Origin of the sequence: Arcicella aquatica, from assembly GCF_034928825.1 — a bacterium.
GTDB lineage: Bacteria > Bacteroidota > Bacteroidia > Cytophagales > Spirosomataceae > Arcicella > Arcicella aquatica.
In genome coordinates this window covers 1-25,834 of sequence record NZ_JAYFUL010000006.1, presented here as the reverse complement: position 1 = coordinate 25,834, position 25,834 = coordinate 1, and the positions used below count along the sequence as shown (strand labels likewise).

At 36.0% G+C, this 25,834-nt stretch carries 26 protein-coding genes; 12 read left to right on the top strand and 14 right to left on the bottom strand.

Features of this window, described 5'->3' with window-relative positions; all coding sequences use genetic code 11:
• Window positions 1–180: 180 nt before the first annotated feature.
• The gene (locus tag VB264_RS05120) at window positions 181–528 is read right to left on the bottom strand and encodes a 4Fe-4S dicluster domain-containing protein (protein ID WP_309916782.1); all 348 of its coding nucleotides are present in this window, start codon (window positions 526–528) and stop codon (window positions 181–183) included.
• 189 nt (window positions 529–717) lie between these two features.
• Between VB264_RS05120 and VB264_RS05115 the strand changes: the two genes are divergently transcribed.
• The gene (locus VB264_RS05115) at window positions 718–1,740 is read left to right on the top strand and encodes an aldehyde dehydrogenase family protein (protein WP_323247341.1); all 1,023 of its coding nucleotides are present in this window, start codon (window positions 718–720) and stop codon (window positions 1,738–1,740) included.
• 381 nt (window positions 1,741–2,121) lie between these two features.
• On the opposite strand, the gene VB264_RS05110 is transcribed toward VB264_RS05115, so the two are convergent.
• From VB264_RS05110 to trpS, 3 genes are read right to left on the bottom strand one after another with little or no spacing between them, the layout of a single operon-like run.
• On the bottom strand, window positions 2,122–2,562 hold the full coding sequence (locus VB264_RS05110; protein WP_323247339.1) for a DUF2147 domain-containing protein: 441 nt from the start codon (window positions 2,560–2,562) through the stop codon (window positions 2,122–2,124).
• On the bottom strand, window positions 2,549–3,109 hold the full coding sequence (locus tag VB264_RS05105; RefSeq protein WP_323247337.1) for a phosphatase PAP2 family protein: 561 nt from the start codon (window positions 3,107–3,109) through the stop codon (window positions 2,549–2,551). The genes VB264_RS05110 and VB264_RS05105 overlap by 14 nt, the downstream gene beginning before the upstream one ends.
• 19 nt (window positions 3,110–3,128) lie before the next feature.
• A complete protein-coding gene (gene trpS, locus VB264_RS05100; RefSeq protein WP_323247335.1) occupies window positions 3,129–4,100 on the bottom strand; it encodes a tryptophan--tRNA ligase in 972 nt (323 codons plus the stop codon).
• A 175-nt stretch (window positions 4,101–4,275) separates the two neighbouring features.
• On the opposite strand from trpS, the gene VB264_RS05095 reads away from it, so the two are divergent.
• Window positions 4,276–4,959, top strand: a complete 684-nt coding sequence (locus VB264_RS05095) for a DUF2461 domain-containing protein (protein WP_323247334.1) — start codon at window positions 4,276–4,278, stop codon at window positions 4,957–4,959.
• Between the two features lie 3 nt (window positions 4,960–4,962).
• Here VB264_RS05095 and VB264_RS05090 read toward each other — a convergent pair whose 3' ends face one another.
• The 6 genes from VB264_RS05090 to VB264_RS05065 form a co-directional block, all read right to left on the bottom strand.
• Window positions 4,963–6,135 carry an endonuclease/exonuclease/phosphatase family protein gene (locus VB264_RS05090; protein WP_323247332.1) on the bottom strand — a complete coding sequence of 391 codons (1,173 nt, stop codon included), beginning with the start codon at window positions 6,133–6,135 and terminating at the stop codon, window positions 4,963–4,965.
• Window positions 6,136–6,262: 127 nt separating this feature from the next.
• The gene (locus VB264_RS05085; protein ID WP_323247330.1) at window positions 6,263–7,204 is read right to left on the bottom strand and encodes a hypothetical protein; all 942 of its coding nucleotides are present in this window, start codon (window positions 7,202–7,204) and stop codon (window positions 6,263–6,265) included.
• Window positions 7,205–7,297: 93 nt separating this feature from the next.
• On the bottom strand, window positions 7,298–8,683 hold the full coding sequence (locus tag VB264_RS05080; RefSeq protein WP_323247328.1) for a sensor histidine kinase: 1,386 nt from the start codon (window positions 8,681–8,683) through the stop codon (window positions 7,298–7,300).
• Complete coding sequence (locus VB264_RS05075) at window positions 8,683–9,363, bottom strand: response regulator (RefSeq protein ID WP_309916806.1); 681 nt, start codon at window positions 9,361–9,363, stop codon at window positions 8,683–8,685. The genes VB264_RS05080 and VB264_RS05075 overlap by 1 nt, the downstream gene beginning before the upstream one ends.
• Before the next feature lie 131 nt (window positions 9,364–9,494).
• Entirely contained in the window at window positions 9,495–10,250 is a 756-nt protein-coding gene (locus VB264_RS05070; RefSeq protein ID WP_323247326.1) for an alpha/beta fold hydrolase, read from the bottom strand.
• Window positions 10,251–10,305: 55 nt separating this feature from the next.
• Window positions 10,306–11,292, bottom strand: coding sequence for a cation diffusion facilitator family transporter (locus VB264_RS05065; RefSeq protein ID WP_323247324.1), 987 nt, complete (start codon window positions 11,290–11,292; stop codon window positions 10,306–10,308).
• A 73-nt stretch (window positions 11,293–11,365) separates the two neighbouring features.
• Between VB264_RS05065 and VB264_RS05060 the strand changes: the two genes are divergently transcribed.
• A complete protein-coding gene (locus VB264_RS05060; protein WP_323247322.1) occupies window positions 11,366–11,914 on the top strand; it encodes an NUDIX hydrolase in 549 nt (182 codons plus the stop codon).
• 4 nt (window positions 11,915–11,918) lie between these two features.
• Complete coding sequence (locus VB264_RS05055) at window positions 11,919–12,533, top strand: LysE family translocator (RefSeq protein WP_323247320.1); 615 nt, start codon at window positions 11,919–11,921, stop codon at window positions 12,531–12,533.
• 361 nt (window positions 12,534–12,894) lie between these two features.
• On the opposite strand, the gene VB264_RS05050 is transcribed toward VB264_RS05055, so the two are convergent.
• The gene (locus tag VB264_RS05050) at window positions 12,895–14,433 is read right to left on the bottom strand and encodes a GH3 family domain-containing protein (RefSeq protein WP_323247317.1); all 1,539 of its coding nucleotides are present in this window, start codon (window positions 14,431–14,433) and stop codon (window positions 12,895–12,897) included.
• A 40-nt stretch (window positions 14,434–14,473) separates the two neighbouring features.
• Window positions 14,474–15,241 (bottom strand): 5'/3'-nucleotidase SurE, encoded by a 768-nt coding sequence (gene surE, locus VB264_RS05045; RefSeq protein ID WP_323247315.1) that lies wholly within the window; start codon window positions 15,239–15,241, stop codon window positions 14,474–14,476.
• A gap of 179 nt (window positions 15,242–15,420) precedes the next feature.
• On the opposite strand from surE, the gene VB264_RS05040 reads away from it, so the two are divergent.
• From VB264_RS05040 to VB264_RS05015, 6 genes are all read left to right on the top strand, one after another.
• A complete protein-coding gene (locus VB264_RS05040) occupies window positions 15,421–15,990 on the top strand; it encodes a 1-acyl-sn-glycerol-3-phosphate acyltransferase (RefSeq protein WP_323247313.1) in 570 nt (189 codons plus the stop codon).
• Between the two features lie 6 nt (window positions 15,991–15,996).
• Entirely contained in the window at window positions 15,997–16,521 is a 525-nt protein-coding gene (locus VB264_RS05035; RefSeq protein WP_323247311.1) for a GNAT family N-acetyltransferase, read from the top strand.
• Window positions 16,522–16,571: 50 nt separating this feature from the next.
• Entirely contained in the window at window positions 16,572–17,207 is a 636-nt protein-coding gene (locus VB264_RS05030; protein WP_323247308.1) for an ApaLI family restriction endonuclease, read from the top strand.
• The gene (locus VB264_RS05025) at window positions 17,197–18,459 is read left to right on the top strand and encodes a DNA-methyltransferase (RefSeq protein ID WP_323247306.1); all 1,263 of its coding nucleotides are present in this window, start codon (window positions 17,197–17,199) and stop codon (window positions 18,457–18,459) included. The genes VB264_RS05030 and VB264_RS05025 overlap by 11 nt, the downstream gene beginning before the upstream one ends.
• Window positions 18,460–18,522: 63 nt before the next feature.
• Window positions 18,523–18,972: a LexA family protein gene (locus VB264_RS05020; RefSeq protein WP_323247304.1), complete on the top strand. Its 450-nt coding sequence runs from the start codon at window positions 18,523–18,525 to the stop codon at window positions 18,970–18,972.
• Between the two features lie 3 nt (window positions 18,973–18,975).
• The gene (locus tag VB264_RS05015; RefSeq protein WP_323247302.1) at window positions 18,976–20,238 is read left to right on the top strand and encodes a Y-family DNA polymerase; all 1,263 of its coding nucleotides are present in this window, start codon (window positions 18,976–18,978) and stop codon (window positions 20,236–20,238) included.
• On the opposite strand, the gene VB264_RS05010 is transcribed toward VB264_RS05015, so the two are convergent.
• Complete coding sequence (locus VB264_RS05010) at window positions 20,219–21,034, bottom strand: RpnC/YadD family protein (protein WP_323247300.1); 816 nt, start codon at window positions 21,032–21,034, stop codon at window positions 20,219–20,221. The two genes, VB264_RS05015 and VB264_RS05010, sit on opposite strands and share 20 nt — an antisense overlap.
• 138 nt (window positions 21,035–21,172) lie before the next feature.
• A complete protein-coding gene (locus tag VB264_RS05005; protein ID WP_323247298.1) occupies window positions 21,173–22,396 on the bottom strand; it encodes a LysM peptidoglycan-binding domain-containing protein in 1,224 nt (407 codons plus the stop codon).
• Between the two features lie 279 nt (window positions 22,397–22,675).
• On the opposite strand from VB264_RS05005, the gene VB264_RS05000 reads away from it, so the two are divergent.
• Together VB264_RS05000 and VB264_RS04995 are read left to right on the top strand one after the other, a co-directional pair.
• Window positions 22,676–24,103: an alpha-L-fucosidase gene (locus VB264_RS05000; protein WP_323247296.1), complete on the top strand. Its 1,428-nt coding sequence runs from the start codon at window positions 22,676–22,678 to the stop codon at window positions 24,101–24,103.
• A gap of 7 nt (window positions 24,104–24,110) precedes the next feature.
• Window positions 24,111–25,607, top strand: coding sequence for an alpha-L-fucosidase (locus tag VB264_RS04995; protein ID WP_323247294.1), 1,497 nt, complete (start codon window positions 24,111–24,113; stop codon window positions 25,605–25,607).
• Window positions 25,608–25,834 lie beyond the last annotated feature (227 nt).

Genomic DNA, 25,834 nt, shown 5'->3' with positions numbered 1-25,834 from the left:
CCACATATTGGGGAAAAATGTCAATATTTTTACTCTATAAGTTCATTTTTAACATATTCTGTAATATTGACAAAAAACCAAATATTCTTAAAGTAAAATATCAAGAAAAAATATAATTATTCAAATAAAAAAGCCCTGATTTATCTCTAAATCAGGGCTTTCAACAAAAAATAAAAAATACTATTCAGCGTGTAACCATGCCTTTTTAGCATACAGTGTTTCTTCGTCTTCTTCGTGGTCTGGATCAGGAACACAACAGTCTACAGGGCAAACAGCTGCACACTGTGGCTCTTCGTGGAAACCCATACATTCAGTACATTTATCTGAAACGATGTAATAAAATTCATCCGAAATAGGTGTCATTGGGTCTTTACCTCCAATAACACTACCGTCTTCTAGTTCAACGTCTACTAATTTGGTTCCACCCGACCAAGTCCATTCTACTCCACCTTCATAAATTGCTGTATTAGGGCATTCTGGCTCGCAAGCACCGCAGTTGATGCATTCTTCGGTTATGATAATTGCCATAAAAACTTCGTTTTAATTGTATATGCTTTCTTAAATTGATTTAATACCTCTATCAGAATTTAAAACATTCTATTTCTTTAAATCATTCACAAAATTAACAGTTAAACATTGAATAGCCTATAAAGTTTGGAGACTATTGAAAAAAATATTTCGTTGTATTTGTGTAAATTTGTAAAAAAAGTACAGAAAATGGATTTACAAGCAAGAATTGAAACATTCGTTAGCTTAGGAAATTTCTTAAGAGACGAAGAAAATCAATCAATCATTGAGGAATGGGCAGATAGGGCTTCGCATCAAAACAACTGGTTTACACCCCAAAACACTAAGAATGCTATCAAATCAATCGCTGATTTTTATTTAGATAGAGATACCTTGGAAAGATGGGTAGGGTTATATGAAATACCTGATAGACCTCCGATTATAAAAAGTATTGGTGTGATAATGGCTGGGAATATTCCTGCTGTAGGTTTCCATGATTTATTGACGGTTGTCATTGCGGGGCATGACTGTGTAGCAAAGGTTAGTTCGCAGGATTCGGTGTTGATGTTAGCTTTGATTGAAAAGCTGTTAGAAATTAGTCCGACTCTGGGCATTAGAATTAGCGAAAGAATGAACGAAGTGGATGCTTTAATAGCTACTGGTTCTGATAATTCGGCTCGTTATTTTGAATATTATTTCAGAAATAAAGCTCATATTATTCGTCAAAATAGAAGCTCAGTAGCTATTTTGAATGGTAGTGAAACGGAGGATGATTTCTTTGCATTGGGAAAAGACATTACAGATTATTACGGTTTAGGCTGTAGAAATATCTCAAAGTTTTATGTTCCTGAGGATTATGACTTTGTGAATTTTTATGATACTATCGAGCCATTGGGCGATGTTTTTTACCATAATAAATACAAAAATAATTACGATTATAATAAGTCTATTTATTTAGTAAATCAGGTGCATCATTATGATAATGGCTTTTTGATACTGACAAAAAACGAGTCGTTGGTCTCTCCTATTTCTGTTATCTTCTATGAAACTTACCAAAATGAAGAAGATTTAAAACAAAAAATATCGGATAAAACAGATAAAATTCAGTGTATTGTTTCAAAAGATGCTTGGTTTGAGGGCAGTATTCCTTTCGGAGAAACACAAATGCCAAAGCTGTGGGATTATGCGGATGGTGTAGATACGATGTTGTTTTTATTGTCATTGAATGACTAAAGATAAAATATTCTGAATTGTTGAATCACAAACATGAGTCATACCGAATTTTCCCTAAAATTGTGCGTTTTGGAGACAATTTGAGAGGTTTTCTACTTATTATTGTCTAGTCCTTACTTTTCTTTCCTTGATGAAAGAAAAGTAACCGCGCGGCGGACCGCAAAAGAAAATCAAGAATTCCTAATCGCAGTGGCGAACCGCCTCGCTCCGCTCAAACAGTAGGAATTCGGTGTTCATCAATCATAAAAAAGCGGTCGAAAAACTAATTTCGACCGCTTTTTATGATTTTAAAATTCGGGATGACTCATGTTTGTCTTATTCCAATTTTATCCTTAGCGAGGGACTTAAGTCCCTCGCTAAGGATAAAATTGGAATAGTTTTCTACTCCGCTCTGACTAAAGTTACTGTTTTGCCAAAAAGAGGTCTACCTATAAAACCTCTCAAATCCAACATATTTTTATTTTTAAGAGACATTTTACCTGATACTGTCCTTCCAGAACGAGCATCATAAATTTCTCCATGTGCCCAGCTATTATTCCCTTCAAACACAAATTTGTTCAGAAAAACAAGTCCAAGTATGTGTCTGGTTCGTAATTTTTCTTCTGGATTTTTTGTGTCTAAAATGGGCTTGCCATTCACAGTAGGTGACTTTAACCAAACTATTTTCCCAAAATAATGATTGTCCTGCTTAAAAATTTGAATCTTGGATGCTCTGTCTTCCGTAAACCACACGCCTACAATTCCATCAGATTCTTCGCTATTTATAAAAGAGCTCAACAAACACCATACAAAAAGCAATGATAACAACTTAGGACACTTCATGAACATATTTTGATACATAGAATTGATATAGTTTGAATGATATAAAAGCAGTAAACACTCCTACTCCAGCACCTGCTAGTACATCAAGCGGATAATGAACGCCTACATAAATACGACTATATGATACAATTATTGCCCACAAAAACAGGTATTTGACCCATGAATATTGTTTGCCAACCAATAATATCAAGCATACCACTAAGGTAAACGAGTTAGCTGCATGAGAGGAACAAAACCCAAATTGACCTCCGCAATTGCCTACTACATGGACTAAATGTTGAATGGCAGGTTCATGACAAGGCCTCAGTCGTTCCACTAATGGTTTAAAAAATGATGAACAAATTTGATCAGCTAATGCTACACTTATTATTATCGTTAGAATGATAGCAATAGATTGCTTTTTATAACGCCATACTAATAATCCAATGATAAGTATATAAAGAGGAATCCAAGAGTTTCTTGCCGAAATCCACGCCATTATTGGGTCTAAAGTAGTAGTATGACATGAATTGAGCCATAAGAAGACTGCTGTATCAAGTTGATTCATCAAAATTATCTTATAAAATTTAAAAATTCATTTTCTCACGAACCCGCTCGATAGTGGCTTTGGCTATTACTTCGGCTTTGGCTTCGCCTTCTTTTAATTTTTGCTCTAGTTCAGGAATATTATTCATATAATAATTAAATAATTCTCTTTCTTTGGCAAATTCACGTACTAATACTTGGTGTAAGGCTTGTTTAGCATGACCATAGCCATACCCACCTGCTAAGTACTTGGCTCTCATTTCTTCAACTTCTTCGTTGGTTGCTACTAAAGAATATAGTTTAAAAACATTATCAGTCTCAGGATTCTTAGGTTCTTCTAGTGGAGTAGCATCGGTAACAATCTTTTTTACGGCCTTCAACAAATCTTTTTCATCCACGAAAATATCAATATAGTTTCCATAAGACTTTGACATTTTTTGTCCATCCGTACCCGGAATCACCATGACGGTTTCATCAATCTTAGCTTCTGGTATTACCAAAGTATCTTCGCCATATTGATTATTAAACGCTCCGCCTAGGTCTCTTGTCATTTCAAGATGTTGGCGTTGGTCTTTTCCTACTGGAACTAAATGTGCGTCATATAGCATTATATCAGCAGCCTGTAATACTGGATAGGTAAATAACCCAGCATTTACATTAGCTAGTTTTTCTGATTTTTCTTTGAAACTATGTCCATTCGCCAACATAGGGAAAGGTGTAAAGCAACTTAAATACCACATTAATTCGGTATGATAACCTGCTAATCTAGATTGGCGATAGAAAAAATTCTTGTCAGCATCAAAACCACAAGCTAACCATGCGGCGGCGATAGCATACGTATTTTCACGGAGTTGTTTTCCGTCTTTTAAAGAAGTAAGTGTATGTAAATCGGCTATAAACAAAAAAGATTCGTTAGCTGGATTTTTTGATAATTCGATGGCTGGACGAATTGCACCCAAAACATTGCCTAAATGTGGTCTGCCTGATGCTTGTATGCCTGTTAGAATGCGCATTTTAAAAAAAGGGTATAATCGTAAAATGAAATGTGTAACTGATGTTAATATTTTGCAAAATTGAGTAAAATCCATGAATCCATCAAATCGTGTTCCCTGATTTTACGTAACTTCACGAATTAAGTATTTTTAACCTAATAAATTATCGTTTTTTATCTTCTTAAAATTGTCAATAATGGCTGTTCCTACTTCAACTTTCGATTACCTAAATTTACTCAAAGAAAACAATACCCGAGAATGGTTTCATGCCAACAAAAAAACGTATGATGGTGTAAAGGCTGATTTTGAAGCTACTATCAAAGAACTGATTGGTGCTATTGGGGCTTTTGAAGATATGACTGGCGTTGAAGTAAAAGACTGTAATTACAGGATAGCGCGCGATGTTCGGTTTAGTAAAGACAAAGCACCTTACAAAACGTGGTTGTCGGCTAGCTTTTCGGCTGGTGGTAGAAAAGCGGGCAGAATGGACTATTATCTTCATATTGAAGCCGGCAAATCGTTTATAGGAGGCGGTATGTATTCACCTACACCCGAACAATTGGCAAAACTCCGACAAGAAATTGATTATAATGCTGCCGAATTGAAATCAATCATTTACAATCCTGACTTTATAAAAGCATTTGGTGAGGCCGAAGGAGAATCGGTAAAGTCGGCTCCAAAAGGATATTCAAAAGAGCATCCAGAGATTGAATTGCTGCGTAAAAAACAATTATTTTTCTGGCATAAATTTTCAAACGAAGAAGTATCGGCGGATAATTTTGTTCAAAAAGTAACAGAAGCATGCTTTATTCTAAAACCATACTTAGACTTTTTGAACTATATTTTCTTTGATGACCAAGAGCCTGCCATAAAATTGTAGCTTTTAAAAAATTGAAGCAAAAACATTGTTCGAATTATTTGAAATCTTATTAGGGCTTTTTAACACATATTCTGCCATCACAGGGAAATGGTCTGAGATATTAAAATCTGAAATAGTATGACACGACTGCACTTGCCATTCTGCACTAAAGAATTGCTGGTCTATTCTCACACAGTACGGTTGTCTGTTCAAGGTAAATCCCAGACCTTTACCTACCTCCTCAAAGGCATTTTTAAAGCTTAAACTCAATTTCCCATAAGCATATCCAAATGGTGTTTCGTTGAAATCACCACAAATGATAACGGGATATTTACTGCCTGCTACATACGATTCTACCTCTTTCAACTGTTCGTTTCTAAACTCAAAACCTTGTTTCATCTTGTCAAAAGTATCCATGATTTCCAAGGCAAATTGTTTAAACTCGCCATTCTTCAAGGCATCTATGCTCTGATTGATTCTTACGCCCATCGACCATAAATGTGCATTTACTACTCTAACGGTATCGTTACCATAAGCAATGTCGGCACAGATAAAACCATTGATTTTAGGGCCATAGGCTTTGTCCCAAATCTTACTATATTGATTGACGATTGGGTACTGAGAAAACAAGGCCAAGCCTACTGAACGGTCTTTACCAAAGTCCGTTAGTTTTTCAATCTTATTTGAGTATTGCTCTTCAAGGTGCTGATTGGGTGAATATTCTTGAAAACAAGCAATATCCGACTTTAACGCGCCCCATTTTGAATTTCCTTCCGCATTTTCAGCAAAACATTCTCCGTTAAAACTCAATACTTTCAAGGTATTCAAAGAGGTAATTTCTGCTGTATTAGCATTGTTGATGCTTATAAAACGCTTCATGATGGGGAAGGCCATCAATACCCAGATAAAGCCAATAGTGGCCATTACTTTTTGTTTTTTGTATAATAAATAACCGCTTGCTATCAGCCCTACGACAAAGGCAATGGGCGAGCTCATCATGATGAAACCTGCTATCCAATGGTCAAAAATTGGATAATGACAAAAAGACATTGTAATGAAGAGATAAGAAAGTGCGGTATAAGCTAGAGGAAACTCTTTGAATTTCTGATAAGCAATTCGTAGTCCATCAATGGTGCTTGAAATTAGTAAGCTTGGGAAGACTAATAAGATTTGGAAAAATTTGATGTATAGTATCATAGCATTAGTGAGTTTAAGGTTGGTGTGTTATCAAACAATTGTAACGAACAAAAAATAATATTGCTCCTTTTAAAAACTAAAGACGATGTTTGTTCAACATCGTCTTTAGTTTTTATTCATTCCATCATTACTTAACTTGAAATGAACCATTTCCGATTTTGAACCCTTCGGAATACAACTCTATGTTATATTTCCCTGATTGATAAGAAGAACTTTTACCGTAAATGATGTCCACTTTTTGGTCATTATTTTCAAATGGAACACTTTGTTTGAAGCTGTACCCTAGTTCTTTTCCATCATAATTTACTGTTCCTGCCGAACCATCTTCGCTTACAACCGCTCCGTTTTGATCTAGAATTCTAACAAAAATTTCTTTGCTATTTTTCTCAGCCACAGGATTAGAAGGCATGATAAATGAAATCTTTAATTTATTGATTTTTGATGCTTTATACAAGCCTCCCTCACGTACTTTACCATTGGCTGCCAACGCAGCTACTTGTACGTTGATAGCCTTCATAGCACTTGCCATCGTTACTTTACGTTTCAAATCATCATTTTGTGAAGAATAATCAGAAACCGTTTGAACTAATGAAGCTTTTTCTGTTTTCAAGCCAGTGTTTTCAGTAACTACTTGTTGTTTTTCTTCTTCAAGTGTTTTGGTACGTGCTATCAAGTTGCCATTTTCTTCTTGCAATTTGCGAATATCGTCATCTTTAACAGTCAAGAATTTTTCGTATTCTTTGATTTTGGTATCGTATTTTTGAACAGAGAAATTAAAGTCAGATTTTAATCTCTTTTTATCATTTTCTAACTGAGCTTTTACGTTTTCTAATTCAGTAACATTACCCCCCAGTTTTTTAATTTCAGCTATTTTATCGTTTAATACAAAAGCAATAGAGTCTAGTTTAATTTGAGTACTTGATAACTGTTCAACTTTGGTTGTCAATGAATGTTGAAGCTCAAAAGTTTCGTTTCTAGCTCCCATGAATAAGTAACTTAATAAAGCTACAATACCAATCAGAACGCCTATAGTAATTTTGAATACTCCTTGATTGTTGTTTGATTCCATGATTGTTCCTGTTTAAGTAATTGTTGTTGTTTTTGATGATACAAACTAACACCCCTTAACTTAAACAAGAATTAAACTCACATTAAATTTACCTTAAAATTGCTCAGTGTTTTTGGGAAACGATAACGTGAAGATGGTTCCGTTTTTATCTGATACTACTGTGACTTCGCCTTTGTGTAGGCGAGTAACTTGCGAGACTATCGCCAAGCCAACACCATGTCCTTTGGTGGCCTGAGCAGTGGCATTGCTCCGATAAAATGGATGGAAGATGAAGGGTAAATCAGACGCTGGAATAATCGAGCCTTTGTTCATAAAGGATATTTTAATGCCTTCTTGATTGGCTAAGAAGGTGACAATTACTGTATTATCGTTTGAAAACTTACAAGCATTATCCATTAAATTCATCAATACTACCTTTAATGATGCTTCATTGCCTTGGAGAATTAACGATTCTTCGTCTTCGGGGAAGTCTAGGAAATTAATTTGTACCTGATAATCTTCATGCCATTTTTGAAGTTGTCCTTTGGTTTCCCAAAGTAACTCATCCATTCGGATAGGCGTTTTTTGTACGCTTTCTGAACTGACGATGGTATTTGCCAAGTTTAAAAGGGTATTGGTTAGCTGAATTAAGGTAGTAGTATCTTCTTTTAAAGAATTTAAGCTTTTTTCATATACTTCTGGACTCCTTTTTTGCATTAAGGCTACGTCTATCTGCGAATATATTTTGGTAAGAGGATTCTTTAATTCATGCGAGACATTGGCAATAAACATTTTTTGCATAATCAGGGCATCCTCAATCCTATCTAATAGTTGGTTAAAAGTAGCCACCAACAACCCTATTTCATCTGAGCGATTGGGGTGTTCTACCCTTTTGGCGACATACTCAGGGAAAATACCATTTACCTGTTTAATAATACCCGACATCGGAGCCAGTGCCCTATCAGCGAAAAACCAGCCTGATAGTCCTAGTAGTAAAATACCTGCCAGTATCATAATCATCAAGATTCGCCTCAGGTCGTCTAAGGCTTCTATGCCGTTTTTATCAATAGCACTTACTACGACCCAGTTGTCAGACTCTCCTTTTCTCAGGTGTATGCCCAGTACCTGATAGTCGCCAACACGGGCGTAGGTAGTTATCTGGTCAGATTTCATCAAGGGCAACAACTGTTGGCGTGAAAGCAGATTGCCATTGTTGGATGAAAACACTATCATCTTACTGATTTCATCATACACAAAAATATTTTCGTCAATCAATAATTCTTTATCCGAAATATTGACCAATCTCAGTACGGTCGAATCAGTTGCTTGTAAATCGAAGAGCAAGGTAGTGGTAGTAATGGCACGGTCTTGTAGGCGTTTATAAAAACGTTTTTCAAGATACAGCTTACTAAAGAAATATACTCCTACTGAAAAAAGTAGTAAGATGGCCGTTACCAATGCGATGAATTGGTAAGTAAGTCTGGAGCGAATATTAATCATCAATTTGGTATTTTCAGTACATAACCCATCCCAATCTGTGTATGTAATAGTTTGGTATCAAAATCTTTGTCAATTTTTTTGCGGACAAAGTTTACATACACTTCTATTACGTTAGTACCCGTATCAAAGGTTACATCCCAAATTTTTTCGGCGAGTTCAGCTTTAGAAATTACGCGTCCTTGGTGCCTGATAAAATATTCTAGCAACGAAAACTCTTTGGCTGTCAATACGATCTCTTTACCCCCCCTCGACACACTCTTGCTTTCTAAATCCATTTCCAAATCCGATATTTTCAGCGTATTAGCTGTTTGTATAGAGCCTATGCTTCTGCGGGTTAAAGCACGGATTCTGGCCATTAATTCTTTGAATTCAAAGGGCTTTACCAGATAATCGTCGGCACCACTATCAAGCCCGATGATTTTATCATCAGTAGTACCAAGGGCCGTGAGGAGGAGGATTGGAAAAGAAATGCCATTTGCTCGAAGTTTTTTACAAAGTTCTAAACCATTAATGCCGGGTAAGATGATATCAGAGATGATTAAATTATAATGATTGCGAGAAGCGAGCTGAAACCCCATATTGCCATCATAGGCTACATCCACTTCACATTGCTGTTCTTCAAGCCCTTGTTTGATGAGTTGCACCGTCTTTATTTCGTCTTCTATTACTAATATTCTCATACGATGTTCGTTTGCTTTAATCAAAATTAAGGAATATTAGCCAGAAAGAACTATAATGAAAATTGTAAAAGGCGTATTTTAAGGGAATTTTAATGTTTAATGAAGATTTTTAAGGACTCTAAAAGCATTTATTAGTTATTTTCCAGCAAAATAGATTTTACAAGTTCATAACGTTCTGTAGTGATTAAATGCCCGTTTTCGGGTAAATAAATCAAGCGATGAGGGGCATTTTCCAAGGAATTTGCCACAAACTGTCCATTGGTTGTTTCAATAATCCAATCTTTCCCTCCTTGCAAAATGGTAACGGGGCAAGTAATTTTTCGCCAAAAAGGCAATAGCTTTTTTAATTCCGTTACGTGGTTAAACTTTTCGTCGCTAGCCGCATTGATATATTGAGGTAAAAATAACCTTGCGAATTTTGAATTGATAGGCTTTGAAAACCACCAGAATTTTTCGAGAGATGGGTCGCATGCGGGTGACACCAACATCAAAGCTTTAATAAATGCAGGATACTCTGCGGCCATTCTAGCCGCCACACCTGCCCCATACGAACGCCCCAACAAAACAACGCCCGAAGGCTTTTTCATCTTAATGATTTGGTAGAATATTTTGGCTTGTTCTTCGATAGAAGTCACCTTATGCCCAGAATTATTATAGCCTGAACGGTCGGGTACTACTATTTGGTATTTTTCCAAGAGCAAACTATCCGCTAAAAACTCTTTATACCCAGACCACGCCCCCGGAGCACCATGAATCAAAAAAAGCATAGGTTTGGTAGTATCGCCAGACGATGCATAGAAATACTTGTTGCCTTCGTAATTAAAGTATGAAAAGGTGGGTTTTGGTGGGTGTTGACTATAATATTTATCAACGGCTTCGTCGTTCATTTTGAAGCTCTTCAAACATGAAATGCAACTTACGATGAGTATAACGATGACAACTTTATGAAATGTCTTCAAGAAAATGCTTCTGATTTAATGATAAATTAATTTTATTCCATTCAATATTTTTAGTCTGCTCATGCTGCCTGATAGGGCAATTTTCAATTTTGCAATGATGACAGCAATCTGGCAAACATGGGTCGGCATGAATAAAAAACTCTACGTTTGAGTCAAATTCTTTGCCTAAAATTTCTTCAAATTCATGAACGGTATCATGTACTTTATCTAATACCCAATAGTTGGGTAAAGTTAGGTGACAGTCAATGTGGAGGTCGGAACCGTACTCTTGTATCCTTAGGTTATGGACATCTATCCATTCTTTCTTTTGATTATTTTTGAGGATTTCTACGATACTATGTAGGATGTTATCATTGGTTTCATCCATTAATCCACCAATTGATTTCCTGATAATTTTGATGCCACTAATGCCCATAAAAACAGCAAAAATGATAGAAGCCAAGCCATCTATCCATAAAGCCCCTGTGAGAATGATTAAACCAATAGCAATAATCAGAATAATACCACTCATAGCATCTAATTTTAGGTGTTTCCCATCAGCAATAAGTGTTGGTGAGTTTTGATTGGTTCCTTCTTTTTCTATCGCATACCCTAAAAAATAATTAATCAAAGCACCCGCAGAAATAATAACGAGGCCAACATTTAGGTCATTCAAAGGCAAAGGATTAACAAAACCTTGTAACGAGTGAAATATGATAAATATACTAGCCAGCGTGATAAGTACGCCTTCTAATCCTGCTGAAAAAAATTCGATTTTACCATGTCCGTAAGGGTGGTTCAAATCTTTGGGGAGCGATGCTAAATAAACCGCATAAAAAGCAAAACCACTGGCTACTACATTAATGATTGATTCTAGCGCATCCGTTAGGATAGCACTTGAATAAGTTAAATAATAAGCAATGAATTTTACAATCATCAATAGTGTACTCACCACAAATGATGTAAGTATTAATTTATATTTAGGAGACATTCTTCGTATATTTAATCACAAAGGTACGAAATTCATATTTTAATTTTAGAACATACTATTATACCTTTGCAAAATGACAACTTTTGATAATCCTTGGAAGACGATATCGTCTCGTGAAGTTTATGATAATCCGTGGGTAAATATTCGCCACGAAGAGGTAATTAAGCCTAACGGCGAAGCAGGTATTTATGGGGTAGCTCATTTCAAGAACAGAGCAGCCGCAGTTTTACCACTCGACGAAGAAAACAATACTTGGTTAGTTGGCCAGTATCGATATACTTTAAACGAATATACATGGGAGATTCCCATGGGGGGTGGCTCTTTTGAGGTAGATATTCTGGAATCAGCTCGGCGTGAATTAAAAGAAGAAACAGGCATAGAAGCAGAAAAATGGACGGAATTAGGAAAACTTCATACATCAAATTCTGTAACCGACGAGGTTGGTTTTATGTTTCTGGCAGAAGGTTTAACCTATGGAGAGGCCGAACCAGATGATACTGAGATTTTGGTGTTGAAAAAAGTGAGTTTAGTTGAAGCAATCAGAATGGTAATGGATTCCGAAATTACGGATTCATTAAGTATTGCAACAATTCTGAAAGTGGCACGTTTGAAAGGAATTTAAATTTATGATAATTAATGCGATTGTTTTTGGATTCCTTTATGGATTCTTATTGTGTTTTACTTTTGGGCCGGCGTTTTTCAGATTGATACAAACTAGTATTGATATTGGGTTTCGAAGAGGAGTATTAATTGCGGGAGGAGTAACGGCTGCGGATGCTATTTTGATGTTTTTTGCAGTATTTGGCACTAGTTTTCTACCAAAGTTTCAATATTTCAATATTACTATTGCCCTTGTTGGGGCATCTATTTTATTTATCCTTGGGTTCAATAGTTTGTTTAAACAGCAAACCCAATTGGTATATCCTAAATCGAAATTTGGCTCTTTTCTGTACTACTTTACGTCAGGTATATTATTGAATCTACTCAATCCTTCAAACTATATTGCAGTTTTCACTACGTCTACTTACTTAACTGGTGTAGAAGGATTTAGCCTTAATGAAACCATCATTTTTTTTATAGCAAGCTTATGTGCTACGATGTTGGCTGAATCGTTGATTGCCTTCTATGCTCAAAAAATGAAGAGTGTATTAACGCCTACAATTTTAAGGAGAATCAATCAAGTAGCTGGTATTATTTTTATTATTTCAGGGTTGTTGATTCTTTGGAAGCAGTTTTTGTAGGCTTTGAGTTATGAGATTTGAGCTGTGAGTCTTAAAAGTAATATTTTTACCCGCTGATTTACAGAGATTTTCTCGCAGATTTCCGCAGACAAGTATACAGCGAATATCTGCGGGGTTAATCAGTAAAATCTGCGGGTAAAAATTCCCTCACTCAAAACTCCCAACTCAGCACTTCCCAAACTCAGCACTATCTAATATTTGAGCTATGAGTTTTTAAAATTTAAAAGTAATATCTTTACCCGCAGATTCACAGAGATTTTATCGCAGATATTCATAGACAATTATATCAGCGAATATCTGCGGGGTTAATCAGTAAAATCTGCGGGTAAAAATTCCCTCACTCAACACTCCCTACCCAGCACTATTGAATATACGCTTCCCATTCAGCGATTAAGTCTTTTTTCTTCAATACTCTCGGGAATTTATGTTGTCCGCCTGTTTTGCCTTTAGATGCCATAAAATCATAAAAAGCTTTTACTGGTAACACACTGATTTCCAATCCTCTTAAAGCATGTTTTCGCTCTACGGGATAATCATCATTAATTCTGCAAAGTGTTTCATCTATAAATTTTAGCAATTCCTCAGCATCCACTTGATCATCCGTCCCCACATACCAATGATGCCCGAAGGTATCTTCCAGCCTTTTACCTACTACCGTAAACTCTCTGATATCGATATTAAATTGCTTACAGGCCAATTCAATGGCTTTATTCATATTATCCACAGAAAGGTGTTCGCCACAAAGACTCAAAAAGTGCTTTGTTCTACCTGTAATAATAATTTCAGCTTGTTTTTTATTGGTAAACTTAATGGTATCGCCTATCAGATAACGCCATGCTCCAGATACTGTAGAAATCAACAGCGCGTATTCTTTACCCTCCTCCACTTCATCTATCATCAACGTTTCTGGGTATTGAACCATGCTACCGTCTTCATCAAAGTTACGGTCATTAAAAGGGATAAACTCAAAGAAAATCCCATTGTTTAGCACCAACTGCATATCGCTATTGGGGTGGGTCTGATACGCCAAAAAACCCTCTGAAGCTAAATATGTTTCAATATAAGTAATCGGGCGACCAAGTAATTTGGCAAAACCTTGCTTATAGGGCTCAAAACTTACTCCCCCATGACAATATATTTCTAAATTCGGCCAAATTTCGTGAATGTTTTTCAGGTTATATTCTTTGATGATTTTTTCCATCAAAATCTGAATCCACGCTGGCACTCCTACAATAAAACCAATATCCCAATCTTTTGCTTTCTTCGTTATTTTATCCAGCTTTTCACTCCAGTCGGCAGTTTCAGCAATGATTTTTCCGGGTTTATAAAAACGTTCGAACCAAAACGGAATTTTCCCTGCAGTAATCCCACTCAAATCTCCTTCAAAATAATCACCTTTATCCTGCAATTTTGTACTTCCACCAAGCATTAAATAGCCTTTTTCGTACAATTGAGAAGGTAGATTTTTATAGGCAGATAATGCTAAAATTTGACGAATGGAAGTCCTGTGGATGGCTTTCACCATGTCTTTCGTAACAGGAATATGCTTGGAAGCGGCCTCGGAAGTACCCGAACTCAACGCAAAATATTTCACATTCCCTACCCACGAAACATTCTTTTCTCCTGCCAAAGTCTTGTGCCACCATTCTGCAAACATCTTGTTGTAGTCATACACAGGAACAAGCTTCTTATATTTTGTGTAGAATTCTTTATCGTCCGAAAACAATGCAGCATTCATAATTTCCTCAAAATGATACTTCTCTCCAAATTGCGTAAAGCGTCCTTTATTCAACAACTTCACCAAGGTCTTACGCTGAATCTTCGCTAAATTAGATTTTGGGCGTTTTATCAGGCCTGTCAATCCGATACCTCTTTTTAAAATATTGCCAACTATTGCCATAGGAATTAATTCGTCAGAAAAAGTTTAAAGTTTTCACTCATTAAAACCATTCTTTGATGGTATCAAGTGCTTGATAATCTGTTAAATCAAATTTTGCGGGAACTATTGAAACATAGTTTTCTGCCAAAGCATCTTCATCATTTCCCCCTGCGGTATCTTTATTTTGAAGAAATCCATCCATCCAATAATATGACTTTCCATACGGGTCTTGTCTTTCTTGAAAGGTCTCGCGATACAAGGCATCCGTCTGACGACACACCTTAATACCTTTAAGGGGTTCATCAGATTTTTTAGGAAAGTTTACATTCAAGGCGATGCCTTTGGGTAAGCCATTTGCCAATACTTTGTTTGCAATCTGAATGATGTATTCTTCTGTATGCGAAAAGTCGGCTTCAGCACCAAAATCACACAACGAAAACCCAATCGCTGGGATACCTTCTATGGCTGCTTCTATCGCCGCCGACATGGTTCCACTGTAAATCACTGAAATAGAAGAATTTGAGCCATGATTGATACCCGAAACTACTAAATCTATTTTCCTACCTTTTAATAAAAAGTGTTTTCCAAATTTTATACAATCAGCAGGTGTTCCACTGCATTGATAAGCCTCTACATTAGGTAAAAAATCTTTTACGGGGTTCACTCTGAGTGGTCTGTCTAACGTAATAGCATGGCCCATTCCAGACTGGTGGCTATCAGGCGCTACTACGAATACCTCGCCAATCCTAGACATAATCTCTGCTAATGTTTTTATCCCTTTCGCCGCTATTGAATCATCATTAGCAATCAATATGAGTGGTTTTTGCATTGTTTGTAATCGGTATTTTAAAAATCTGCGTTTGTTGTATCAAATTTAATGTTTTAGTTGCTGTTAGCTCTAATTATTATTATTAAATATCTAATAATAATACCAAAATATCTTTACTTTTGAATCTAAAATCAAATATAGGTAGTTTTGTTGTGGCGACGAAATTACAGAAATCTTTCATGTTAAAAATCATAGGTCAATTAATACTACAATTTTCAGGTTGGAAAGTTATCGATAATACACCCAATGGCGTAAATTCATACCACCATGCTGTGATTATTGCGGCTCCGCATACCTCTAATTGGGACTACGTCTTTTGTATGGCAACCATTTATTCTGTCAAACTACAGATTCGCTATTTGGCAAAAGCGTCCTTGTTTAAATTCCCATTAGGAATATTAATGCGCGCATTGGGCGGGATTCCTGTAAACAGGGAGAAAAAAAATAATTTAGTAGAAGAGATGGCTCAGTTACTGAAAACCTCCACTCAACCCATTCAATTAATTGTTCCCGCAGAAGGCACACGCTCTTATACAAGCGAATGGAAATCAGGATTTTACCATATTGCCTTAAAAGCAGGAGTACCTATCATTTTAGGATTTTTAGATTATAAGAACAAAGAAGCTGGATTTTTAGACGTATTTTACCCAACGGGTAATTATGAAGCCGATTTGGATAGTATTCAAGCCTACTATATGAATATTACACCTAAATATCCTGCTTTATTTTCATTAAAAGACAAAAAATAGATTATCATGAGTGATTACAAAATAGCAAAAGCTGGTTTACAGGATTTACCCATTATTCAACAAATTGCGAATGAAACTTGGAGACCAACCTATGGAGGTATCTTGACGGAAGAACAAACATTGTTTATGCTAGAGATGATGTATAGCGATACATCACTTACAAAGCAGTTTGAAACAAACCAATTTCTGCTTTTTTCTGATAATGATAAGCCAGTAGGGTTTTCGGGTTTTGAAAAAAAGGAAAAAATGATCAAATTACATAAGATTTATTTTTTACCTGAAACACAAGGAAAAGGCTTTGGCAAAATGATGATTCAGGAAATAGTAGCAATAGCCCAAGCAGAAAATTGTGATTATATAGAACTGAATGTAAACAGAACCAACAAAGCAAAAAGTTTTTATGAAAAACTGGGGTTTGAAGTAGTCAATGAAATAGATATTAATATAGGGAATGATTTCTGGATGAATGATTATGTCATGCATAAGCCTGTTGTTACGCATCATTATGTCATCAAAACGAAGACAAACTGAAAGCAACTAAAATTCCCTAACTTGCACCGAATTATTTAGATAAATTTAGTATGGATGTGTTAAAAGAAAATATCAAGAATTTAGCAGAAGTTTACTCAGCAAACTTAAAAGGAAAAATTGAAGCCAGAACAGAAGAAATGAAAGCTGATGACAACTCTCATTATCTGATATATCGTGTATTAGGAATTACACCCGAAGAAGGGCAACTTATAGACTCACACCAAAACACTGGACGATTTTTGTATAAGTATGCAGGTTCATTTCTTGAAGAAGCTGCAACATTATGTTTAAATTATAAATTCCCAGAAGGAATAAAAACAAAAGTTGAAAATACCATAGGACAACGGCCAAAAACGTTTGAAATTGATTTTCTGAATGCAAATGATGCAATTGAAATTAAATGGAGAGATGCTACAACAGATGGAGATCATATTACTAAAGAACATACAAGAGTTCAAGTAATTAGAGTCCACGGTTATAAGCCAATTCGGGTCATGTTTTATTATCCACAAAGAGAGCAGGCAATTAGGATTCAACAAACACTAAAAACACTTTATGCAGGTGTTGAAGGTGAATATTACGGTGGGGAAGAAGCTTGGGAATACATAAAAACATATTCTGGAGTTGACCTAAAATTGATTTTGACAGAAATTGCTAACGAAAGAACACCTCAAGATGGAAATTAATAAAATCATTCACGGAAATTGTATTGAAAAGCTCAAAGAAGTTGAAGCTAATAAAATAGATTTAGTTTACTTCGACCCACCTTTTTTCACCCAAAAAAAACATTCTTTAACTAATAAGAATAACTCCAAAACTTATGAATTTGACGATAAATATAATTCTATTGAAGAGTATTTATTTGTTATAGAAAGTGTGTTAGAGCAGTCAAAACGTGTTTTAAAGGATACAGGAAGTGTATTTTTACATTGCGATAAAACAGCTTCTCATAATATAAGAGTTATTATGGATAAAGTTTTCGGACGTAATAATTTTCAAAGCGAAATTATATGGTCTTACAAACGATGGTCTAATGCAAAAAAGGGACTTTTAAACTCTCATCAAGTAATCTTTTTTTATTCAAAAACACAGAATTTCAAATTCAACACATTGTATACTGACTATTCAGCTACAACAAATATTGACCAAATTTTACAAGACAGAGAAAGAAATGAAAATGGGAAATCTGTTTACAAAAGAGACGAAAATGGAAACCCAATTTTAGGAAAAGAGAAAAAAGGTGTTCCACTTTCAGACGTATGGGAAATACCATATTTAAACCCAAAAGCAAAAGAAAGAACAGGGTATCCAACTCAAAAACCTGTTCTGTTACTAAATCAAGTTCTAAATATCGTAACAGATGAAGGTGATTTAGTTCTTGACCCATTTTGTGGAAGTGGAACAACATGTGTCTCTGCAAAATCATTAAAAAGGAATTTCATTGGAATAGATGTATCTGCTGATGCAGTTGAATTGGCTAACTCTCGTTTAGAAGAAATGATAATTTCAGAATCCAATTTATTAAATAAGGGAGCAAACGACTATTTTGAAAAAACAGAAAAAGAACTAGCAACCCTTCAAAATATAAATGCCTTCCCAGTTCAACGTAATTCAGGAATTGACGGTTTTTTAAAAGAGCATTGTGACGGGGTACCTGTGCCTGTAAAAATACAAACAGAATATGAAAGCATTGAAGATGCTATTGAGAAACTTGAAAAGGCTTGTTACGGGAAAAACTATAAGATGAAAATTTTAATACAGACAAGAGAAACTGGGATAAGCAGACTTTTTGGGTTTGAAACAGACGTAACTATATTGAAATCACTTGAATTACAAATAAAAGAACTGACGAACAAAAACAATGAACGCCTAGCAAGGGGTTTACAAAATGGAGGGCTAAGCACTAAATTGAACGGTGGTAGTACTCTTAAACTTTAGTTCAAAACTCAACATTAGTGCTTCAATCCTCACCACTTCGCAAAGTGCCGAACTGATAAGTAAATGAATCTAAAAGCTGTTAATACAAAGGGAACATTAAAGATTTACGCATTTTCAGATGAAACTTCGTTGGAGTTACCACTCATCGAAGGGGGCATTAGTGCGGGGTTTCCATCGCCAGCCGCCGATTTTTTAGATACAGCCATCGACCTTAATAAATATTTAATCAAGCATCCTTCCACTACTTTTATTGCCCTAACAGATGGTGTTTCGATGACTGACGCAGGTATTGCCGACAAAGATTTATTGATTATCGACAAATCTATTGAGCCTACAGATGGTAAAATTGCTGTGTGTATCCTGAATGGAGAGTTTGTATTAAAACGCCTGAAAGTAGACCAAGAAGGTATTTGGCTAATGCCTGCCAATGATAATTATAAGCCAACGAAAGTGACAGAATATTACGATTTTGAAATTTGGGGTATGGTTACTTTTTCCATTCAAAAGCACTAAAATATGTTTGCACTAGTTGATTGTAATAATTTTTACGCATCCTGCGAAAGAGTTTTTCAGCCCAAACTGAGGAACCAGCCCATTGCTGTGCTGTCTAATAACGATGGCTGTGTGATTTCCAGAAGTAACGAAGCCAAAAAGGCGGGCGTACCGATGGGTGCTCCGGCTTATAAATTTGAGGATTTTTTTAACAAGAATAACATTCATGTGGTTTCATCTAACTATGCTTTGTATGGCGATATGAGCAACAGAGTGATGAATTTATTAGCCGAATTTACACCAGAGATAGAGCTATACAGCATCGATGAGGCCTTTTTGAAATTTGATGGCTTTGAAAAGTATTTCGATTTTCAAAAGTATGGCAATGAGATTCGCTATCAAGTAACCAAAGGCACGGGGATTCCCATCAGTGTGGGCATTGCTCCTACTAAAGCACTTTCAAAAGTGGCGAACAATATCGCTAAAAAATTCCCCGAAAAAACAGGTAACGTATATGTAATTGATAGCGATGAGAAACGTATCAAAGCCTTGAAATGGCTGGCGATAGAGGGTGTATGGGGAATAGGCTACAGACTTGCCAAACGGTTGAAAGCGGCAGAAGTACACACTGCATTTGATTTTACTAATTGCAAAGAAGAGTGGGTAAAAAAAGAAATGGGTGTGGTAGGTTTACGCCTATACAAAGAACTGCAAGGAATTAGTTGCTTAGATTTAGACGAAGTAGCCGATAAAAGAAACATTGCTACTACACGAAGTTTTGAAACAAATTATAAAGACTATGAGCTTGTCAAAGAGAGGATTATTACGTTTACGGTGAGTTGTGCGGAGAAGTTAAGAAAGCAAAAGTCTTGTTGTAATGCCATCGTGGTTTTTCTGCGTACCAATGCGCATCGAAAAGAATTAGAACAGTACAGTAAAAGTCAGGTGTTGGCACTACCCTATCCAACTAATTCAAACATAGAATTAGCAAAATTTGCGACAGAGGCTTTGGATATGATTTTCAGAGAGGGTTTTGAATACAAAAAAGCAGGCGTAATTGTAACAGATTTAACTCCCGAAAATGCTCAACAAATCAGCCTCTTTCAAAATAGTAATCCCAAGCATAAAAAATTGATGGAAGCTGTAGATAACATCAATAGAAAAACAGGCACGACGATAGTAAAACTAGCTACCCAAGATTTACAACGTACTTGGAAAATGAAACAAGAGAAGCTTTCGAAAAGATATACCACGCGGTTGGCAGATATTATTCGGGTAAAAGCTTGAGTTGTTGCTGAATGTTTTTTACGAAATCTAATGACACACCTGTAACTTTAGCAATCTTCTCAATAGAAAAGTCGCTTTCGCTTAGCAAGTTGATGACAAACTTAGTTTGTTCTCTTTCTTTAGCAATCATAAAAGCAGGATCTTTTTCTTCATTTATATATTCTGCAATACTTATCATGATAATTTCTTTAAGTTTTTGTTCTAAGTTACGCAATTGTGATAGTACTCGCAACTGTTGCATGTACCTTCTTAACGAAAAATCTCCTTCAGTGGTTTCTTCAATGCGATGAATAATTTCCTTCAAAACATTTTTCGGTTCTTCTTCTCTGAAGTTTGCTAAAATACTTAATATTATTTCTTCAGGTTTATCTGATTTCAGGAAAATATGATAATCAAGTTCTGAAAATGTAATTAAAGGGAAGTTATAATTTAAAAGTTTACTTTCTATACGAGTTGAAAATTTTGGCTTTTTTATGCCAAGGTAAATCACAAATTGCTCGATTGGTAATTTATATTTTCTTGCCAACATGACATTGTACTCTGCCATTCTATAAATCATATCTGACTCATCAACTACTTGAAACTCTATTTGAAGGACAAAGATATTACCTTGGATATCAGTAATTTTCTTTAAAACATCAGGTTTTCGTTCTTTAGTATGCTGAATATCGTCGGGAAGTTCTTCTGATAAAACCGCAGATATGCCAAGTATATTTTCCATTAAACTTGGTATAACAGCCTCTATATTTTCCTTGAATATCTTATCGTATTGATTGGCTTGTTTTTTTGATTTCATGTGTAAAACTATTCTCAATTATTTTATCTCAAATTAAAGCATTCTGTAATGCTTTTTCAAACAAAAACTTCCATTTTACTAATTAAACCGTAAAATGGAAGTTATATCTCTTTAGTAGAAACCTATATTTTCATTATTTCACTTCGCAAAGCTAAAGCCACTATCCAACACTTTCAATACTCGTTGTTTTTTCCAAGTTTCTACATCGTTCATGGCTACTTTTTCGATGATACTTCTTTCATCTAAACTAGTAATATCCCCACTTCCAGATTCAGACAACACTTGTTCAATGGCCTTTTTTAGTACTGCCAACGAGCCGCTCAAACCTCGATTGACGGCTAAATCTACTCTGAAAGCAATTCCCCCCTGTGTATTGATAATCTGGTTTAATGGATATGCATTCCCATAAATATTAATCATTACCGACGATGACACCGCCTTGACTACATATTCTTCTAAGGCTACTTCTACCTGCACGCAAATCATACTTGGTTTGAACGCACTGGCTATAAAAGCTCCTGTTAATCTTAAATCGTTGGCTACTTCTAAATATGCAGCATCGCCTTCTTTGGTTCCATAGCTGGTATCTACCTGAAAAACAGGTGTTCCATCATTTTGAACATCCAGTCCGTATTGACCAAAACATTCATTAAATACATCTTCGTCTCTATCTTTTAGCCTTGCTAATACCCTTGTAAGCATTGAACCGCTAGCTACTGCACCTGTAAATTGAATAAATCCAAAAGAAAAAATGGCTTTGTCATAGCTATTCACGGCATCGAAACAGCCTTCGTTTTTTGAAATGTATTTTAGAATATCGGCATAATATGGCTCTTGACATAAATCTAAAAACATACTTTTGTTTTCATCAAAGCCAGATTGCCCCGCATAGCTTACCCCTTTAGGATTTACTTGATTGGGCGAGGGATAAACGTCACGCATGGGACCAGTCTGCATAAAACCGTCTGAACTCGGAAAATTAATTACATAAGTGCTATATGAACCTTTGTTTTGTTGCTGAATTTGGAATACTTGTCGTCGTTCAAAAACCGAACTTCCATAATCTACAGGATTGACAGCAGCATGATTGATAGAACTATTTTGGCTGGAGGTATTAGAAGTATTATAAGCAGTATTGTCATTAAAAACGCTCGTATTAGCACTGAAAATGGTAGTAGTCGTGGTATCGTCAGAAAAAGTGGAAGAATCTACTACTAACACCTGCCCTATCGACAAATTGGTAGATTGTAAACTATTCATTTCGGTGAGTTGCTCTATAGAAAGTCTGTATTTTTTTGAGATACTATAAAGGGTTTCCTTTGGTTGTACAGTGTGTGTCATTTTGTCATAGTTAAAGTTCATAGTTTGCTGTTTAAAATTAGCTAAAATAAAATCTTCAACTTGTTTCTGACCTCAATAATTATTAAACGGTATGTAGCCTTAAAAAAATGCACATTTATTTGATTAAAAATGTAATATATTTCCGATTATTAAAAATAAATCAAATATTTTCGTAATTTAGTAAATATAAAGAGGTATAAGTATCCTTAAAACCTCTTTTGTAAAGAAGTTAATTTAACCAACAAAAACGATTATCAACAACAATCGTTTGTCATATTATCCTTCATAAAAACTATTATTATGTTCAAAAAAATAATTGCATTGCTTGGTCTTTTTGCCTTTTCACATTTTCAGTCAACAGCACAGGGAAATATTCATCAGGCTTCAACGGAATACCAATACCCTACTGACCCTTTGGTAAAAGAAAAGTTAGAAACTTGGCGTGACCAAAAATTTGGGATGATTATCCACTGGGGCTTGTATGCTGTACCGGGTATTATCGAATCATGGGAATTGTGTTCTGAGGATTGGATTAGCCGCGACAGTACCCAAACTTATGATGATTATAAAAAGTGGTATTGGGGTTTGAACAAAAAGTTTAATCCTACCAATTTTAATCCAGACCAATGGGCTAGTGCTGCCAAAGACGCTGGGATGAAATACGTAGTTTTTACGACAAAACATCATGACGGGTTTTCGATGTTCGATACTAAGTATTCTGATTTCAAAATTTCAAATGGTCCGTTCGCTCAAAATCCAAAAGCCGACGTAGCCAAATATGTTTTTGAAGCATTCAGAAAACAGAATTTTATGATTGGCGCTTACTTTTCAAAACCAGACTGGCATTCTGAATACTTTTGGTGGAATCGTTATGCTACGCCAGACCGTAATGTGAATTATGACATCCGTAAGAATCCTTGGCGTTGGAATAAATTCAAAGAGTTTAGCTACAACCAAATTCAAGAATTAATGACAGGCTATGGCAAAATGGATATTCTTTGGCTTGATGGCGGTTGGGTTCGTCCGTTGGATACCGTTACCGACGAAGTACGGGCTTGGGGTGCTGCTATTCCTGCTTTCAGTCAGGAAATAGATATGCCCAAAATTGCTTCGATGGCTCGTAAGGCTCAGCCCGGTCTTTTAGTGGTTGACAGAACGGTTCATGGTGAATACGAAAACTACAGAACACCAGAGCAAAGTATTCCAGCCAATAAGTCAGACACGCCGTGGGAAAGCTGTATTACTTTAGGCGGTGCGTGGGGCTATGTACCGAATGATAATTTCAAATCGTCAACTAAAGTTATCCATAGTTTGATAGAAGTAGTAGCCAAAGGCGGCAGTTTGTTACTAGGCGTTGGCCCACAAGCCGACGGTACGTTAAACGATACACAAGTATCACGTTTGAAAGAAATCGGTACTTGGTTGAATGCTAATGGCGAGGCTATTTATAATACTAGAACTACGGATGTTTACAGAGACGGCGAAACATTTTTTACCAAAGGCAAAGACAACGCCATCTATGCGCTGGTAAGATTACCAGAAAATCAACCAATTGCTACGACCATCACATGGACTGGCAATGTGCCTGCCAAAGGAGCGAAAGTGCAATTGTTAAGCGAAAAAACAACCGTAAAATGGAAAGCGGAAGGCGACAAAGTAACTGTAACGTTGCCAGCTAATTTCCTAAAAAAATATAAGAACTATCCGAGTTTAGCTTTTAAATACTAATTATTCCATGAAAAACGCGCTATTTTTATCTATTCCTTTTTTGCTTTTTTCTCAACTTAATCATGCTGAAACGTTACCCAAAACGCATGAGCCGATTGTAAAAAAGACTATCAAAAAGGCTGTTACAGCCCCAAAACCTGTGTATCCGATTCCTACGAAAGAGCAATTGGCTTATCAGGAAATGGAAACCAATGCTTTTATCCATTTTACGACCAACACTTTTACTGATTTGGAATGGGGAAATGGCGATGAAAGTCCTGCTATTTTTAACCCTTCGGCACTGGATGCGAACCAGTGGATTAGTACCTTGAAAGCTACTGGCTTTAAAGGTGCAATTCTTACTTGTAAGCACCACGACGGCTTTACATTATGGCCAAGTAAATTCACGGAGCATTCTATCAAAAACAGTCCTTATAAAGATGGCAAAGGCGATGTTGTCAAAGAAACGGCAGAGGCTTGTAAGAAATTCGGGGTAAAATTTGGGGTTTACTTATCGCCTTGGGATAGAAACCGTGCCGACTATGGCAAGCCTGAATACATTAACTATTATCGTAATCAATTAAACGAATTATTTAGTAATTATAAGCCTGTTTTTGAACTTTGGTTCGACGGTGCCAATGGCGGAACGGGCTATTATGGTGGTGCTAACGAGAAACGCAAAATAGACGCTAAAACATATTACGACTGGAAAACGACCATCCCGATGGTAAGAAAAATGCAACCTGATGTTATCTTTTTCAGCGATGCTGGGCCAGAAGTACGTTGGTGTGGCAACGAAAGTGGTATTGCAGGCGAAACCAACTGGAATAATATTACGCCTGATAGTTTGTACGCTGGCAAAAGTGGTATTGAACACTTATTGAATACGGGTTCTGAAAATGGAACGGCTTGGATTCCGAGCGAAATAGATGTTTCTATCCGTCCAGGGTGGTTTTATCATGCTAAAGAAGATGCAGCAGTAAAGTCGCCAGAAAGATTATTTGAAATTTATCTTTCATCAGTAGGTAGAGGTTCAAACTTGTTATTGAATATTCCTCCTGATCGTCGTGGGCTTTTTCATGAAAATGATGTAAAATCATTGAAGGGTTTCAAGGCTATTTTGGATAAGGAATTTAAAACCAATTTGGCACTCAACGCCTCAGTAAAAGCTAGCGAAGTACGTGGAAATGATGTAAAGTTTAAGGCTAAAAACGTAACTGACGGCAATAAGGAAACCTATTGGACAACCGATGATGAACAAAAATCAGGAAGCCTTGAAATTAATTTAGGAGCTAATAAGCCTGTAAAATACGTGCTTTTGCAGGAATACATCAAATTAGGTCAAAGAGTAAAAAGCTTTAATGTGGAGGTTTGGAAAGATAACGCATGGAAAGAGGTAGCGTCAGCTACTACGATTGGCTATAAAAGAATATTGAAACTGGATGGCGTGGAAACTAGCAAAGTAAGAATCAATATCAAAGATGCCAAGGCTTGCCCTGTGATTTCTAATGTTGGTGTTTATTGATTTTGGCGATAGGCGTTAGGCTGTAAGCTTTAGGCGAGATTGTCTTAAATCCTATATTATTAAAAAAGATTAAAAAACAAGTACTTTATCCCTAGCGAGGGACTTAAGTCCTACTGATTACCCACATCTTTTAGATAAGATAAAAAAAATTAAGAACTTGTAGCATGGAAATGTTTTTAGGTATAGAAAAAAAATATCTGTTCACAATTTGGGAGATTATCGTTTAA